The organism is Gordonia sp. HS-NH1, assembly GCF_001418765.1.
GTDB lineage: Bacteria > Actinomycetota > Actinomycetes > Mycobacteriales > Mycobacteriaceae > Gordonia.
The window spans coordinates 127826-143100 of record NZ_LIYC01000003.1 but is presented as its reverse complement, the minus strand read 5'-3'; the positions used below and the strand labels follow the sequence as shown (position 1 = coordinate 143100).

The 15275-nt window shown below is 68.0% G+C and carries 11 protein-coding genes; 1 reads left to right on the top strand and 10 read right to left on the bottom strand.

Annotated elements, in window-relative coordinates:
- Nucleotides 1-86 precede the first annotated feature (86 nt).
- From rpmA to mobA, 9 genes are all read right to left on the bottom strand, one after another.
- Nucleotides 87-350, bottom strand: a complete 264-nt coding sequence (gene rpmA / locus AMD30_RS04040; RefSeq protein WP_004019626.1) for a 50S ribosomal protein L27 — start codon at nt 348-350, stop codon at nt 87-89.
- A gap of 37 nt (nt 351-387) precedes the next feature.
- The gene (rplU, locus tag AMD30_RS04035; protein WP_004019625.1) at nt 388-699 is read right to left on the bottom strand and encodes a 50S ribosomal protein L21; all 312 of its coding nucleotides are present in this window, start codon (nt 697-699) and stop codon (nt 388-390) included.
- A gap of 282 nt (nt 700-981) precedes the next feature.
- The gene (locus AMD30_RS04030; protein ID WP_055474771.1) at nt 982-4554 is read right to left on the bottom strand and encodes a translation initiation factor IF-2 N-terminal domain-containing protein; all 3573 of its coding nucleotides are present in this window, start codon (nt 4552-4554) and stop codon (nt 982-984) included.
- A 427-nt stretch (nt 4555-4981) separates the two neighbouring features.
- Nucleotides 4982-5398 carry a nucleoside-diphosphate kinase gene (gene ndk, locus AMD30_RS04025; protein ID WP_010841617.1) on the bottom strand — a complete coding sequence of 139 codons (417 nt, stop codon included), beginning with the start codon at nt 5396-5398 and terminating at the stop codon, nt 4982-4984.
- Between the two features lie 37 nt (nt 5399-5435).
- Nucleotides 5436-5897, bottom strand: a complete 462-nt coding sequence (locus AMD30_RS04020; protein ID WP_083888955.1) for a hypothetical protein — start codon at nt 5895-5897, stop codon at nt 5436-5438.
- A gap of 222 nt (nt 5898-6119) precedes the next feature.
- Nucleotides 6120-6509, bottom strand: a complete 390-nt coding sequence (locus tag AMD30_RS04015) for a DUF4233 domain-containing protein (protein ID WP_010841619.1) — start codon at nt 6507-6509, stop codon at nt 6120-6122.
- Nucleotides 6506-8038 (bottom strand): bifunctional tetrahydrofolate synthase/dihydrofolate synthase, encoded by a 1533-nt coding sequence (gene folC / locus AMD30_RS04010; protein ID WP_055474770.1) that lies wholly within the window; start codon nt 8036-8038, stop codon nt 6506-6508. Before folC ends, AMD30_RS04015 begins: the two co-directional genes overlap by 4 nt.
- The gene (locus AMD30_RS04005) at nt 8035-10725 is read right to left on the bottom strand and encodes a valine--tRNA ligase (protein WP_055474769.1); all 2691 of its coding nucleotides are present in this window, start codon (nt 10723-10725) and stop codon (nt 8035-8037) included. The genes folC and AMD30_RS04005 overlap by 4 nt, the downstream gene beginning before the upstream one ends.
- A gap of 67 nt (nt 10726-10792) precedes the next feature.
- Nucleotides 10793-11410 (bottom strand): molybdenum cofactor guanylyltransferase, encoded by a 618-nt coding sequence (mobA, locus tag AMD30_RS04000; protein WP_014926435.1) that lies wholly within the window; start codon nt 11408-11410, stop codon nt 10793-10795.
- Between the two features lie 70 nt (nt 11411-11480).
- Here mobA and AMD30_RS03995 point away from each other — a divergent pair, with 70 nt between their 5' ends.
- Nucleotides 11481-13814: an FdhF/YdeP family oxidoreductase gene (locus AMD30_RS03995; RefSeq protein WP_156354139.1), complete on the top strand. Its 2334-nt coding sequence runs from the start codon at nt 11481-11483 to the stop codon at nt 13812-13814.
- A 74-nt stretch (nt 13815-13888) separates the two neighbouring features.
- Here the strand turns inward: AMD30_RS03995 and clpX are convergent, their stop codons facing one another.
- Entirely contained in the window at nt 13889-15169 is a 1281-nt protein-coding gene (clpX, locus tag AMD30_RS03990; protein ID WP_010841624.1) for an ATP-dependent Clp protease ATP-binding subunit ClpX, read from the bottom strand.
- Between the last annotated feature and the right edge of the window lie 106 nt (nt 15170-15275).

Genomic DNA, 15275 nt, shown 5'->3' with positions numbered 1-15275 from the left:
CTTCAGTCAAAAAAGAACAGGGCGGGCGGGGTACGCGATGACCCTGCCCGCCCTGTGTAAAGGCTGTGTCGTGCCGGTTGCTCGGGTCAGACCGAAGCGGTTTCCGGGACGATGTTGACCGTCTTGCGGCCACGCTTGGAGCCGAACTCCACCGCGCCCGCGGCCAGCGCGAACAGGGTGTCGTCGCCACCGCGACCGACGTTGACGCCGGGGTGGAACTTGGTGCCGCGCTGGCGGACCAGGATCTCGCCTGCGCTCACCTGCTGGCCGCCGAAGCGCTTCACACCGAGTCGCTGGGCGTTGGAATCGCGACCGTTGCGCGAGCTGGACGCGCCCTTCTTGTGTGCCATGTGTCAGTCCTCCTGAGGTCTTCTCGAACTGGTCGAACTACTTGATGCCGGTGACCTTGAGGACCGTCAGCTTCTGACGGTGACCCTGGCGCTTGTGGTAGCCGGTCTTGTTCTTGAACTTGTGGATGCGGATCTTGGGACCCTTGACGTGGTCGACGACCTCGCCGGTGACCGAGATCTTGGCCAGCTTGTCGGCATCGGTGGTCAGGTTCGACCCGTCGACGACCAACGCGACCGGCAGGCTCACCGTGCTGCCGATCTCTCCGTCGATCTTCTCGACCTTCACAGTGTCGCCCTCAGCGACCTTGTACTGCTTTCCGCCGGTCTTGACGATCGCGTACGTTGCCATCGAAGTTTTCCTCTTACTCGTCTACTCGGACCCTCGGGGCGCTGACGCTCCTGGGGCGTTTGTGTTGTGCGTGCCGGGGCGGGCCGCAGGGTAGCCCGTCACGTGGCGGGGAAGCTGCGGTTCGCACCAGAGGGCCTCCGACGGGATTCGCACCGTTGCTGTGCCGAAGCGGGCAGAACAGCGCAGACCCTCCGCAGGAGGCGACTTTCCAAGATTACGGGAACGTCGGTGGTCGGGTCAAACTCGCCCACCGCCGGCCCGTGACCAGTTGCCCCACTCCGGTCAGTCCTCGGCCGGCGGCGGTCCCGCCGGACGGCCGGCGCTGCGTTTGCGCGGCCGGCGCCGGACCGCGACGGCCGCCTCACCGGTTCCGGACGACACCGGACCGAAGGTCGTGGTCGGGGTGTCCGGAACCACGTCGACCGCGGTCATCACCACGTTCTCGGGTGCCGTGGTCGTCTGCGCGGGACGCCGGACGACCCGGCGCCGACGCCGTGCGGCCGCCGGAGCCTGACCGTCGGACGACGTACCGGCGGACTCGGCGTCCGCCGATTCCGTCGCCGCCGGCTCCGTGACGGCAGCCTCTGTCGCGACGGGCTCCGAAGCGACGGGCGCTGAGACGACGGGCTCTGGGACGTCCGGCGCGGCGGCCGTGCGGTCCCCGGAAGTGTCTGTCCCGGCCCCCGCGGCCGATTGCTCGGACGCCTCGACCGTCGGTGCCGTGTCACCGTCGGAACGACGCGCAGCGTCGCCGTCGGGGTGTGGTCCGCCGTGTTCATCGTGGTCGTCGTCGTGGGAGTGCGCTGCCATCGCCCGGAACATCGGATGTTCGGCGGGCTTGTGGGCGGGCGCGACGGCCGGTGCGGCCTCGGGCTGTGCGTCGGCCTTCTTCTTGCCCCGGCGCGACCGCTTCGAGCCCGAACCCTCCGCGCGTGCGGAGTCGTCGGACTTCACCTCGACGGGATTCGAGTGCACGATGATGCCCCGGCCGCTGCACGCGGTGCAGGTGGTCGAGAACGCTTCGAGCAGACCGGTTCCCAGACGCTTCCGGGTCATCTGGACGAGGCCGAGCGAGGTCACCTCGGACACCTGATGGCGCGTGCGGTCACGGGCGAGGGCCTCGGTCAGCCTGCGCAGCACCAGGTCCCGGTTGGACTCGAGGACCATGTCGATGAAGTCGACGATGATCATGCCGCCGATGTCGCGCAACCGCATCTGCCGCACGATCTCCTCGGCGGCCTCGAGGTTGTTGCGCGTCACGGTCTCCTCGAGGTTGCCGCCCGAGCCGGTGAACTTGCCGGTGTTGACGTCGACGACGGTCATCGCCTCGGTGTGCTCGATGATCAGCGTGCCGCCGGAGGGCAGCCACACCTTCCGGTCGAGGGCCTTCGCGAGTTGCTCATCGATGCGGTGCACCACGAACGAATCCGGCGCGTCGGCATGAGGCTTCTCGAACTTCTCGACGCGCTCCATCAGATCCGAGGCCACCGAGCCGACGTAACCCTCGACCAGGTTCCAGGCCTTGTCGCCCTCGACGACGAGCTTCTTGAAGTCCTCGTTGAACAGGTCTCGGACCACACGCACCAGGAGGTCGGGCTCCTCGTACAGCGGCTTCGGGTTCGACGACCCGCCCTTCTTGGCCTGTGTGACCGCCTCGTCGATGGTCTTCCACTGCGACTCGAGACGAGCGATGTCGGCACCGAGTTCCTCGGCGCTGACTCCCTCCGAGGCGGTGCGGATGATGACCCCGGCCTCGTCGGGGACGAGCTTCGCCAGGATCTGCTTGAGACGTTTGCGCTCGACGTCGGGCAGCTTGCGGCTGATCCCCGTCGACGAACCACCCGGCACGTACACCAGGTAGCGGCCGGCCAGCGAGATCTGCGTGGTCAGTCGGGCGCCCTTGTGCCCCACCGGGTCCTTGCTGACCTGCACGAGAACGTTGTCGCCCGGCTTGAGCGCCTGCTCGATCTTGCGCGAACCACCGTCGAGTCCGGCGGCGTCCCAGTTGACCTCACCCGCGTACAGGACACCGTTGCGTCCCCGGCCGATGTCGACGAATGCGGCCTCCATGCCCGGCAGGACGTTCTGGACCCGACCGAGATAGATGTTGCCGACCATCGACGACGATGTCGCGGTGGTCACGAAGTGTTCGACGAGGACGCCGTCTTCGAGGACCGCGACCTGGGTGTAGTCCTCGACCGCGGCGTGTTCGTGCCCGTCGTTTCCGGAGATGCGGCTGTTGGCGCTGCGTTCGCGGACGACCATGACCCGGTCGACCGCCTCGCGCCGCGCCAGGAACTCCGACTCGGTCAGGATCGGTGGCCGACGCCGGCCGGCATCGCGCCCGTCGCGGCGACGCTGGCGCTTGGCCTCCAGCCGCGTCGATCCCGAGATCCCCTGGACCTCGTCACGGGCGCGCTTGCTGCGCGGTTCGCGTTCGTGGACGACGGTGTTCGGCGGATCGTCGGGAGACACCTCTTCCGATTCGCCGCCACCTTTGCGACGGCGACGGCGACGACGGCGACGAGTCGACGACGAATCGCCGGAGTCATCGTCACCGGAGGCGTCGTCGTCCGACTCGTCAGTGGTGTCGGAGTCGTCGGTGGCCTCGTCGGCACGGTCGCCCGACGAGCTCGAGGACTCGGCGTCACCCGACTTGTCCGAACCCGACCGGCGGCTGCGGCGCCGTGTGCGCTTGCCCGACGGGCGGCCTTCCTCCGAGCGCGACTCGTCGGACGACTCGTCGTCGGCGGAGGTGTCGTCGGAATCGGTCTCGCCGGCGGTGCTGTCGGACTCGCGGGTCGCCTCGGCGCCCCGCCCGTCGGTGACGGCGGAGTCGTCTGCGTCGTCCGTGTCCGACTCGTCGGCGTCCGAGTCGTCCGTGTCGGACTCGCCGTCCGCGCCCTGGTCTCCCCGACCTCGCCCGCGCCCTCGCCGACCGCGCCGGCGCCGGCGACTCCGACCCGAACCCGAGTCGTCGCCGTTCGAATCGTCGGTGTTCGAATCGTCGGCAGAGTCGTCGCCGTTCGAATCGTCGGTGTCATCGGGGGTCGAGCTGCCGGCGTTCGAATCGTCGGTCGTCGCCTCGTCCGCTGTCGCCACGTCGGACGCCGACGCCTCGCGACCCCGCGCGCCGGCGGGTTCATCCCCGGATTCCGGGGTCGCGGCGGCCTCAGGGGCGGCAGTGCCGGCCGATTCGTCCTCGGCGTTCGCGTCGCCGCTGGCGCTCGTTTCGACCTTGGGCTTGGCGCGCCCCGAGCGGGCGGAGCGGGGCTTCTCGGCCGGTGCCTGCGGCTGCAGGAACAGCGGCTGCACGCCGGCAGACGTGTCGGCCTCGCCGGCAGACGATGCCACGGGCGCGTCGTACTGCGCCGACGCCGCCGAGAACAGAGTCGGGGCCTCGGCCGCCGGCGGTGTCGATGAGGCGTCGTCCGCGGAGGTCTGTGTCGACTCGTCCGCGGGGGTCGGTGTCGGCTCGTCCGCGGGGGTCGGTGTCGGCTCGACCGCGGTCGGCTCCGGATCGGCCGACGTGATCTCGGCTGATCCGGTCTCGGCCGGTGCGGGCTCGGCCGACGGCGCCTCGGTCGGGGTGTCGGCCGGCACTGTCTGCGCAGGCGTCTCGGCGTTCTCGTCGACGCCGGCCCGAACTCGTTCCGCCACGGCTTTCGCCAGGTCGCGGTCGACGCTGGATTGTGGGCTGCGGGTCTGCACGCCGAGATTCGCCAGGTGAGCCAGTACCTGTCGACTCGTCAGGCCCAAGAAACGCGCCAGGGCGTGCACACGAAGTTTGCTGGGAAATTCCTCCGCCGATTCCGACGCTGCGTTCGCGTCAGCCGGCGACCCGTTGTCGGTCACTCAGTCTCCTCGAACCCCCGGGCGCGTCGGGCTGACGCGGCCACGCGAGGGTCTGCTCTGTGTCCCGGTCCGTGTCGGACCGGTGTTGTGTGGTCTGCGCGTCGTCACGACGACCCGACCTGCGGATCACCCGACGACGCTCTTGCTGTGTCGATGACCGCGTCCCCGGACGCCTTCCACGCCACCGGGCACAGGCAGAACCTGACTGTTCGGCTGCTGGCAGCAGTGCGAACTCGGTGGGGTCAGCTGCGGTTCCGTGGCGTCGCGGTGCGTCAGTGCCGCACCGCGACGCGCCGGAACCAGGGCGCGTCATCCGGTTGTCGTCGACAAAGTGTGTCGGCGATAACTGCACAAGTATCCCACACCGCGGTCGGATGACCGCAAAGGATGAGCGTTTGACCGCGCGCGTCGAGCTGGAGACCCCGTTTCAGCCCTCGAGTCCGGGAAACCAGAGGGCGATTTCACGCTGCGCCGATTCGGGCGAATCAGACCCGTGGACCAGGTTGTATTGCGTGTCGAGCGCGAAGTCGGCGCGGATGGTTCCGGGCACGGCCTTCTCCACCGGATCGGTGCCGCCGGCGATCTGCCGGAACGCGGCCACCGCGCGGGGTCCTTCGAGGACTGCCGCAACCAGCGGGCCCGAGGTGATGAACTCGAGCAGCGAGGGATGGAACGGCTTGCCCTCGTGCTCGGCATAGTGTCCGCGGGCGACCTCGTCGCCGGCGGTCTTGAGCTCGAGAGCCACCAGGGTCAAGCCCTTGCGCTCGATGCGGCTGATGATGTCGCCGACGAGGCCGCGTTCGACGCCGTCCGGCTTGATGAGTACGAGAGTGCGTTCAGTCACGCTGACACCCTATCGACCGGCTGTGATTCCGCACCGGTCAGGAGCAGTACTCACCCGCAACCGGGAAGAAACCGTAATTGAAGAGACTCCCGGTGCGGGAGCGCGGATCGACGATCACCTGAACGCATCCGCCCGGTGAGGCGAGTGCGCCGGCCAGCGCGAGGTCGAACTGTTGCGCCAGACCGAGATTCGCGGGCCGGTATTGAGCCGGCACAGGAAGACTGGCGATCGCCTCGGGCGCCTTCATCGAGGCGGCGCGCTCGGTGATCGCGTGTGTGGCGACATAGCTGTACTCCCCCGGCCCGACGGGAACCGGCGCATCGGCGACGGGCGCTCCCGTGAAGTTCGCGATCGCGACCGGGGGCTGCTCGTCCTCCGGAGCCGCGGCGGCCGATGCCGGGACGGCCAGCGCGAGTGCCGCGCCGGCCAGGACAGCCGCGGGGAGCACAGTGCGGCGGGTGCGGTCGAAGATGGCGGTCCGGGAGAGCTGCAACTGCACGTATGTCCTCACATCGGGTGTATCGGAATGGGGTTCGACAAGCTGCGAGGAACGACCTGTCGCCCCCGCGGCTTGGGCCATTGTTGCAGCAAGCACCCCACACCGGCCCGCTTCGGCGATAACGGTCCGGCCACAGGTCTTGCGGCCACCAAACCCCGGCCTGATCAACGCGAACACGGCTGGTCACATGTCCGGGGCCGGCGGCACCGCCCGAGTTCCCGGTTACTCGATCGGCTCCTGGCCGGGCAGCATCCCGCGCTCGACACGCTTCTCGACGTCGGCCTTGATGTAGCGGATGTAGAGCCAGACCGACCCGAAGATGATCCCCACCACGGCGATCGACCAGTGGAAGATCCCGCCGACGATCAGGACCACCTGCAGGATGAGATCGAGGGTGATCGCGTACGGCCGTCCCTGGACCCCGGCGGCGAGGATCATCGCGATGACGACCAGCGTGAGGTACCCGCCCGACAACCAAGTCAGACCGTCGCCGAGGCGCCACACGATCGGGAAGGCCAGGATCACGACGATGACCTCGAGGATCATCGTGCCGGCCATCACGCCGCGCAACCCCTTCCACGGATCGTTCGTGGGTGGGGTGTACCGGGTCATGAGGGTTCCTTACCGAAAAGAGTTCGCGCGGCACCGGCGGTCACGACAGACCCGGTGATGACCACGCCGGCTCCCGACACGCGCTCCCCGTCGGCCTCCTCGGCCAAGGCGATGGCCTCTTCGACCGCATCGGGCAGGAAGGGTTTGACGACCACGCGGTCCTCGCCGAACACCTCGCGCGCGTATTCCGCGAGCGATTCGGGATCGAGGGCACGGGGAGATCCGTTGTCGGTGACGACGACGGCGTCGAGCACCGGTTCCAGAGCCTCGAGGACCCCACGGGCGTCCTTGTCGCCGAGCACGCCGACCACGCCGACGAGACGACGGAAGTCGAATTCCTCGGCCAGGGCCTGCGCGAGCGCGGCCGCGCCGTGCGGATTGTGCGCCGCGTCGGCGAACACCGTCGGCGCGCTGCGCAGCCGTTCGAGCCGCCCCGGGTTCTCGACTGTCGCGAAACCCGCACGGACGGCATCGATGTCGAGTTGCCGGTCGGCACCCGCACCGAAGAACGCCTCCACCGCAGCGAGGGCCAGCGCGGCATTCGCCGCCTGATGCGCGCCGTGCAACGGCACGAATATCTCGTCGTAGACACCGCCGAGACCCTGGATGGTGAGCATCTGCCCGCCGACGGCGATGACCGAATCGAGGACCGCGAACTCCGAACCCTGGCGGGCGACGATGGTGCCCGCGTCCACGGCCGCGCGCAGCAGGACGTCCATGACCTCGGGGCTCTGCTCGGCGATGACCGTGACGGGGTCGACGGTCCCGGCGGCATCGGGTTCGACGGCCTTGATGATTCCGGCCTTCTCCCCCGCGATCGCGGTCAACGTGTCGCCGAGATAGTCCGCGTGGTCCATCGCGATCGGCGTGATGACCGAGACCGTGCCGTCGATGACGTTGGTCGCGTCCCAGCGCCCACCCATGCCGGTCTCCACGACCGCCACGTCGACGGGCGCCTCGGCGAACACCGCGTACGCCATCGCGGTCAACACCTCGAACTTGCTCATCCGCGGTCCACCCGCCGTCGTCGACGAATCGTCGACCATGGTGATGTACGGCTCGAGTTCCCGGTAGGTGTCGATGTAGGTGCGGGCGGGGATCGGCCTGCCGTCCACCGAGATCCGCTCGGTGACCCGCTGCAGGTGCGGACTCGTGATCCGGCCGGTGCGCCGGTGCAGCGCGGACAGCAGGGCATCGACCATCCGGGTGACCGACGTCTTGCCGTTGGTTCCGGCGATGTGGATGGCCGGGTAACCGTGCTGCGGAGACCCGAGCAGGTCCATGAGCGTCGCGATCCGGGTCAGCGACGGCTCGATCTTCGTCTCGGGCCACCGGGTGTCGAGCTCTGCCTCGACGTCGGCGAGTTCGGCGAGCTCGTCGGCGCTGTCGGTGACGCGCAACGGCGCCGGCGCGGCATCGGGATCGGGTTCGTCCTCGTCCATGATCGCCGAGAGACCCAGGGGGTCACCCGCCGCATCCATTCCCAGGACGGCGGGGTCCTCTTCGGGGAAACCGTTGTCGTCACTCACGCGCCGGCCAGACTCGCCAGCTTTGCGTTCAGCCGCTCGACCTCTTCGGTCGCGATCCGCTGTCGGTCCCGGATCTTGGCGACCACGTGGTCCGGCGCCTTGGAGAGGAACTGCTCGTTGCCCAGTTTCGCCGACGTCGTCGACAGTTCCTTCTCGGCGACCGCCAGGTCCTTCGTGAGTCGCTTGCGCTCGGCCTCGACGTCGACGGTGCCCGAGGTGTCGATCGCGACGACCACCGTGGCCACACTCAGTCGGACCTCGATGGTCGCGGTCGCACCGAAGTCCGGTCCGGCCGGATCGAGGCGCGCCAGGGAGGTCACGTACGGCAGCAGCGGTTCGAGCCCGGCTTCGCCGAGTCCGTCGAACTGGACGGAGACGCGCTGACCCGGACGCAGACCCTGATCGCTGCGGAAACGGCGGACCTCGGTGATCAGTCGTTGCAGATCGTCCACGCGGGCCGCCGAATCCGACGACCATTCGCGTCCCGACGTGGTCGGCCACGGTGCGACCACGAGAGATTCGCCCCCGGTGAGGGTCTTCCAGAGCACCTCGGTGACGAACGGCATCACCGGCGACAGCGCCCTCAGCAACGGTTCCAGGACCGCGCCGAGCACGAGCGCGGTTGATTCCGAACGGTTCTCGTCGTTCTGGGCGATCTGCACCTTCGCCAGCTCGAGGTACCAGTCGCACACCTCGTCCCAGGCGAAGTGGTAGAGCGCCTCGCAGGCCTTGGAGAACTCGTAGGACTCGAATCCGGCGTCGACCTCGGCGAGCACCTCATCGAGGCGGCCGAGGATCCACCGGTCGGCGTCGGTCAGCGTCTCCGCGTCGGGCAGCTCACCGACCTTCGCACCGTTCATCAGTGCGAACTTGGTGGCGTTGTAAAGCTTGGTCGCGAAGTTGCGCGACGACTGGGCGTGGTCCTCACCGACCGAGATGTCCGAACCGGGATTCGCGCCGCGGGCAAGCGTGAAACGCAGGGCGTCGGCGCCGAAGCGCTCCACCCAGTCCAGCGGGTCGATGCCGTTGCCCTTCGACTTCGACATCTTGCGACCGTGCTCGTCGCGCACCAGCCCGTGCAGGAACAGGTTGTGGAACGGGATCTCGTTGCCCGGCCCCAGATCCTTGCCGACGTAGGTGCCGAACATCATCATCCGGGCCACCCAGAAGAACAAGATGTCGTATCCGGTGACCAGAACCGAAGTGGGATAGAACTTCTCGAGATCCGCGGTCTGGTCGGGCCAGCCCATCGTGGAGAACGGCCACAGCCCGGAGGAGAACCAGGTGTCGAGGACGTCGGTCTCCTGGACGTAACCCTCGGGGGCCTGCTCGTCGGGTCCGACGCACACCACGTCACCATCGGGTCCGTACCAGATCGGGATGCGGTGACCCCACCACAGCTGACGCGAGATACACCAGTCGTGCATGTCGTCGACCCAGGCGAACCAGCGCGGTTCCATCGACTTCGGATGGATCACCGTCGACCCGTCGCGCACCGCGTCGCCGGCCGCCGCGGCCAGCCTGTCGACCGCCACCCACCACTGCATCGACAGTCGCGGTTCGATCGGCTCGCCGGTCCGCTCCGAGTGACCGACACTGTGCAGGTACGGACGCACTTCTTTGACGATCCGACCCTGTTCGGCCAGCGCCTCGCGCACCTTGACGCGCGCCTCGAACCGATCCATGCCGTCGAATTCGGTTCCGGTGTCGGCGATCCGGGCCGAGGAGTCCATGATCGTCGGCATCGGCAGATCGTGTCGCTGCCCGAGCGCGAAGTCGTTGGGATCGTGCGCCGGGGTGATCTTCACTGCGCCACTGCCGAATTCCGGGTCGACATAGTCGTCGGCGACGACCGGGATCATCCGGTCGACGAACGGGTGCGGCAGTTCGGTGCCGACCAGGTGCGCATAACGGTCATCGTCGGGATGCACCGCGATCGCGGTGTCGCCGAGCATCGTCTCCAGCCGGGTCGTCGCGACGACGATGTGGGGTTCGGCGTCGTCGAGCGATCCGTAGCGGAAGCTGACGAGCTCGCCCTCCACGTCGGCGTAGCTCACCTCGATGTCGCTGACGGCCGTCTTGAGGACCGGCGACCAGTTGACCAGTCGCTCCGCCTGGTAGATCAACCCGTCGTCGAACATCTTCTTGAACACCGTGTGCACCGCGCGCGACAGACCCTCGTCCATCGTGAATCGCTCGCGTGACCAGTCGACGCTGTCGCCGAGGCGACGCATCTGCTCACCGATGTTGCCGCCGATCTCGGCCTTCTCGGCCCACACGCGGTCGATGAACGCCTCCCGGCCGAGGTCGTCGCGCGTCTTGCCCTCGGCGGCGAGCTTGCGCTCGACCATCGTCTGCATCGCGATCGCCGCGTGGTCCATGCCGGGCAGCCACAGCACCTCGTAGCCCTGCATGCGGCGACGACGCGAGAGCGCGTCCATCAGGACGTGCTCATAGGCATGGCCCATGTGCAGGGAGCCGTTGACATTCGGCGGCGGGATCACGATGGAGAACGGCGGTTTGTCGCTCGCCGCGTCCGCGGTGAAGTACCCGGCGTCCACCCAGCCCTGGTAGAGCGACGCCTCGTGCTCAGCGGGGTCCCAGGACTTGGGCAACCCGGTCTCGGGTACGGCAGTCCGGGACGACGCTGTGTCGGGCAACGCGGATGTCTGGTCGGGTGATGTCACGGGCGCTATTCTATGTTTCCGCCGGGCCGGACCTCGCCCGGGACCCGTCGGTGCACCCGCGCTCCCGCTAACCCGGCGACACGCGCAACCGGTGCAGGTCCTCGGGGGCGTTGACGTTGACGAGCCAGTCCGGTTCGGACACTCCGACGCGATGGGTGTTGAGCGCCTCGATCGCGCCGAGCATGCGTCGTTCGCCGCTCGCGACGAGATCGGCGATCTGTGCGGCCGCGTCCGTGCGGTAGATCCCCGCCATCGGATGATCCCGCTGTGCGTCGCGCGCGATGACCGCCTGGGTGGAGCCCGTCATCCCCAGCCGCAGCTCGTCGATCAGCTCCGGGGCGATGAGCGGCATGTCCGTGGCACAGACGAACGCGTACTCGGCGCCCGCCGCGGCAGCCGCGGACAGACCCGCGACGAGACCGCCCAGCGGACCCGTCCCCTCCTGCTCGTCGGTCACCCAGTGCACCTTCGACGAATCGATACCCGGCGCCGCACGGTCGCGGATGTCGTCGACACCGCGGAACGCGGCGGACGTCTCGCCCGCCACGACCAGCACCGGATCGCATCGCTGCGACACCACGCGCACCACCCGGGCGAGCATGGGTTCGCCCTCCCAGTCCAGCGCGGCCTTGTCGCTGCCCATCCGCCGCGAGCGTCCGCCTGCCAGTACCAGAGCGGCGATCACCGATGTGTCCGATCCCGTGTGTTGAGTCACAGTGACCAGTGTGCGCGATGCGTCACACGATGGGGGCAAGATGGACATCATGAGCAACACGCACGACCGGAACTCCTCGACCCACGACGTCGATGACCCGCGCGAGGTCCGGCGCAAGCATCGGAAGTCCTACGCCGCCGGGGTCCCGGCCGTCGCGGTCGCCCTCAAGCGCGGGGTCGAGCAGATGGGCGCGCTCCGGACGGCGCAGACCCTGATCAAGCTCAATCAGCGCGACGGATTCGACTGCCCGGGTTGCGCCTGGCCGGAGACCCCGGGACACCGCAAGCACGCCGAGTTCTGCGAGAACGGCGCCAAGGCGGTCGCCGAGGAGGCCACGCGTCGCGCGGTCACCCCCGACTTCTTCGCCGCCCACAGCCTCGACGACCTGCGCACGCGCAGCGGCTACTGGCTCTCGCAGCAGGGCCGTCTGGCCCACCCGATGTACCTCGGTCCGGGTGACACCCACTACCGCCCGATCAGCTGGGACGAGGCCAACGCGGTCATCGCCGACGAACTCGCCGCGATGGACTCGCCCCACGAGGCGGTCTTCTACACCTCGGGGCGCACCAGCAACGAGGCCGCCTTCCTGTATCAGCTCTTCGCCCGGAGCCTGGGTACCAACAACCTGCCCGACTGTTCGAACATGTGCCACGAGTCGTCCGGCGCCGCGCTCGGCGCGTCGATCGGCATCGGCAAGGGTTCGGTGACCGTCCCCGATCTCGAGGCCGCCGACCTGATCCTCATCGCCGGCCAGAATCCCGGCACCAACCACCCGAGAATGCTCGCGACGCTGGAGAAGGCGAAGCACAACGGCGCCCGGATCGTCGCGATCAACCCGCTCCCCGAGGCCGGCCTGATGCGCTTCAAGGACCCGCAGAAGGTCGGTGGACTCGTCGGCGCGGGTACCAAACTCGCCGACGACTTCCTGCAGGTCCGGCTCGGCTCCGACATGGCACTGTTCCGCGGCGTCGCACGTCTGCTCCGCGATGCCGAACGAGCCGCGCCCGGAACGGTTTTCGACCACGAATTCCTCGACGAGTCGTGTGCCGGGGTCGAGGAGTACCTCGCCCTGCTCGACGACGTCGACCTCGACGAGATCGCCGACGTCACCGGCGTGACTCGCGCGCAGATCGAGGAGCTCGCGCGAACGGTCGCCACCTCGCGCCGCATCGTCCTGTGCTGGGCGATGGGCCTCACCCAGCATCGGCACGGCGTGGCGACGATCGCCGAGGGCACCAACGTGTTGCTCCTGCGCGGCATGATCGGCCGTGTCGGCGCCGGACTGTGCCCGGTTCGCGGGCATTCCAACGTCCAGGGCGACCGCACGATGGGCATCTTCGAGAAGATGCCAGAGTCCTTCCTCGCCGCCCAGGACGCCGAGTTCGGCATCACTTCCCCACGCGAGCACGGGTACGACACCGTCGCCGCCATCACCGCGATGGCCGCCGGGAAGGTCCGCGTCTTCGTCGGGATGGGCGGCAACTTCGTGTCGGCCTCACCCGACACCGAGGCGACCGCCGAGGCTCTCCGGCGCTGCTCACTCACCGTGCACGTGTCCACCAAACTCAACGAGTCCCATCTGGTCACCGGTCGCAGCGCACTCATCCTGCCGACGCTCGGCCGCACCGACCGGGACGTCATAGACGGTGTGGCGCAACGTGTCTCGGTGGAGGACTCGATGTCGGCGGTGCACCTCTCACGCGGGTCGCTGCCGCCGGTGTCGGAGCATCTGCGCAGCGAGGTCGCCATCATCTGCGATCTGGCAACCCGAGTCTTCGGCACCGGCCATCCGGTTCCGTGGCAGGAACTCAAGCGCGACTACGATCGCATCCGCGACCGCATCGAGCGGGTCGTCCCCGGCTTCGACGACTTCAACATCCGCGTCCGACGCAGTGACGGCTTCGTACTGCCGCACCCGCCCCGCGACACCCGGTCGTTCGACACCCCCAACGGCAAGGCCAACTTCGCGCTTCATCCCCTCGAATGGGTGGACATCCCCGCCGACCGCCTGATCCTGCAGACGCTCCGCAGCCACGACCAGTACAACACCACCGTCTACGGCCACGACGACCGTTACCGCGGCATCTCCGGCAACCGCCACATCGTGATGGTCAACCCCGACGACGTCACGACCCTCGGTCTGCGCGCCGGACAGCTCGTCGACATCGTCTCCGAGTTCGACGGCGAGGGCGGGGTCGAGGAGCGCCGGGTCCGCGGCTTCGAGGTCGTCCCCTACGACACGCCGCGCGGGAACGCCGCCGCATACTATCCGGAGACCAATCCGCTGGTTCCGCTCGGATCGGTGGCCAAGGAGTCGAACACGCCGGTGTCCAAGGCCGTGGTCATCCGCTTGGAACCGGCCGAACCCGCCTAGCCGTCGAGGACGAACAAGAGAGCCCCGCCCGGATTCGGGCGGGGCTCTCTTGCGTCTGCGAAAGATGTTGTGCGTCAGGCGGTCTTGTCGCGGCGTTCGTCGCTGGAGGCCTTGCGGGGCACGATCGTCGGCAGGACGTTGTCTCGGACGGTCTCGCCCGTCACGACGACCTTCTCGACGTCGTCCCGGCTCGGGATGTCGTACATCACCGGTAGCAGGACCTCTTCCATGATGGCCCGCAGGCCACGGGCACCGGTGCCGCGGTGGATCGCCTGGTCGGCGATCGCCTCGAGCGCATCCTTGGTGAACTCGAGTTCCACGTTGTCCATGTCGAACAGGCGCGTGTACTGCTTCACCAATGCGTTCTTCGGCTCCGACAGGATGCTGACCAGCGAATCCTTGTCCAGGTTGGTCACCGAGGCCACGACCGGGAGCCGGCCGATGAACTCGGGGATCAGGCCGAACTTGATCAGGTCCTCCGGCATCACGTCGGCGAACTGATCCGACGTGTCGACCTCGTCCTTGCTCGCCACCTCGTTACCGAAACCGAGGCCGCGCTTGCCGATCCGCTCGGACACGATCTTCTCGAGTCCCGCGAACGCACCGGCGACGATGAAGAGCACATTCGTGGTGTCGATCTGGATGAACTCCTGGTGCGGGTGCTTGCGTCCGCCCTGCGGCGGCACCGACGCCTGAGTGCCCTCGAGGATCTTCAGAAGCGCCTGCTGGACGCCCTCGCCCGACACATCGCGTGTGATCGACGGATTCTCGCTCTTGCGTGCGATCTTGTCGACCTCGTCGATGTAGATGATGCCGGTCTCGGCCCGCTTCACGTCGTAGTCGGCGGCCTGGATCAGCTTCAGCAGGATGTTCTCGACATCCTCGCCGACATAGCCCGCCTCGGTGAGCGCGGTCGCATCGGCGATCGCGAACGGCACGTTGAGCATCTTCGCCAGCGTCTGCGCCAGGTACGTCTTGCCGCATCCGGTGGGGCCGAGCATGAGGATGTTCGACTTCATCAGCTCGACGGTCTCACCCGTGCGGGAGTCCTTCTTCTCCCCCGCCTGGATGCGCTTGTAGTGGTTGTACACCGCCACCGCGAGCGTTCGCTTCGCGGTGTCCTGGCCGATCACGTACTTCTCGAGGAAGTCGCGGATCTCGGTCGGCTTGGGCAGCTCGTCGAGCTTGACGTCGCCGTTCTCCGCCAGTTCCTCTTCGATGATCTCGTTGCACAGGTCGATGCACTCATCGCAGATGTACACGCCGGGGCCGGCGATGAGCTTCTTCACCTGCTTCTGGCTCTTGCCGCAAAAAGAGCACTTGAGCAGGTCGCCACCGTCTCCGATTCGTGCCATCTCGCGCTGTACCTACTTCCTCGTTGCCGGACTGTCGTGTCTGGTCCGTCGCGTCGCGCGCAGCCGGGCATGGGTCATTTGATCGACACTCGAATGCCCAGTAACC

What these genes read in the sequence shown, in the direction of transcription:
- clpX (WP_010841624.1), bottom strand. Translation starts at nt 15,169, where the DNA reads ATGGCACGAATCGGAGACGGTGGCGACCTGCTCAAGTGCTCTTTTTGC.
- rplU (WP_004019625.1), bottom strand. Translation starts at nt 699, where the DNA reads ATGGCAACGTACGCGATCGTCAAGACCGGCGGAAAGCAGTACAAGGTC.
- AMD30_RS03995 (WP_156354139.1), top strand. Translation starts at nt 11,481, where the DNA reads ATGGACATCATGAGCAACACGCACGACCGGAACTCCTCGACCCACGAC.
- AMD30_RS04015 (WP_010841619.1), bottom strand. Translation starts at nt 6,509, where the DNA reads ATGACCCGGTACACCCCACCCACGAACGATCCGTGGAAGGGGTTGCGC.
- rpmA (WP_004019626.1), bottom strand. Translation starts at nt 350, where the DNA reads ATGGCACACAAGAAGGGCGCGTCCAGCTCGCGCAACGGTCGCGATTCC.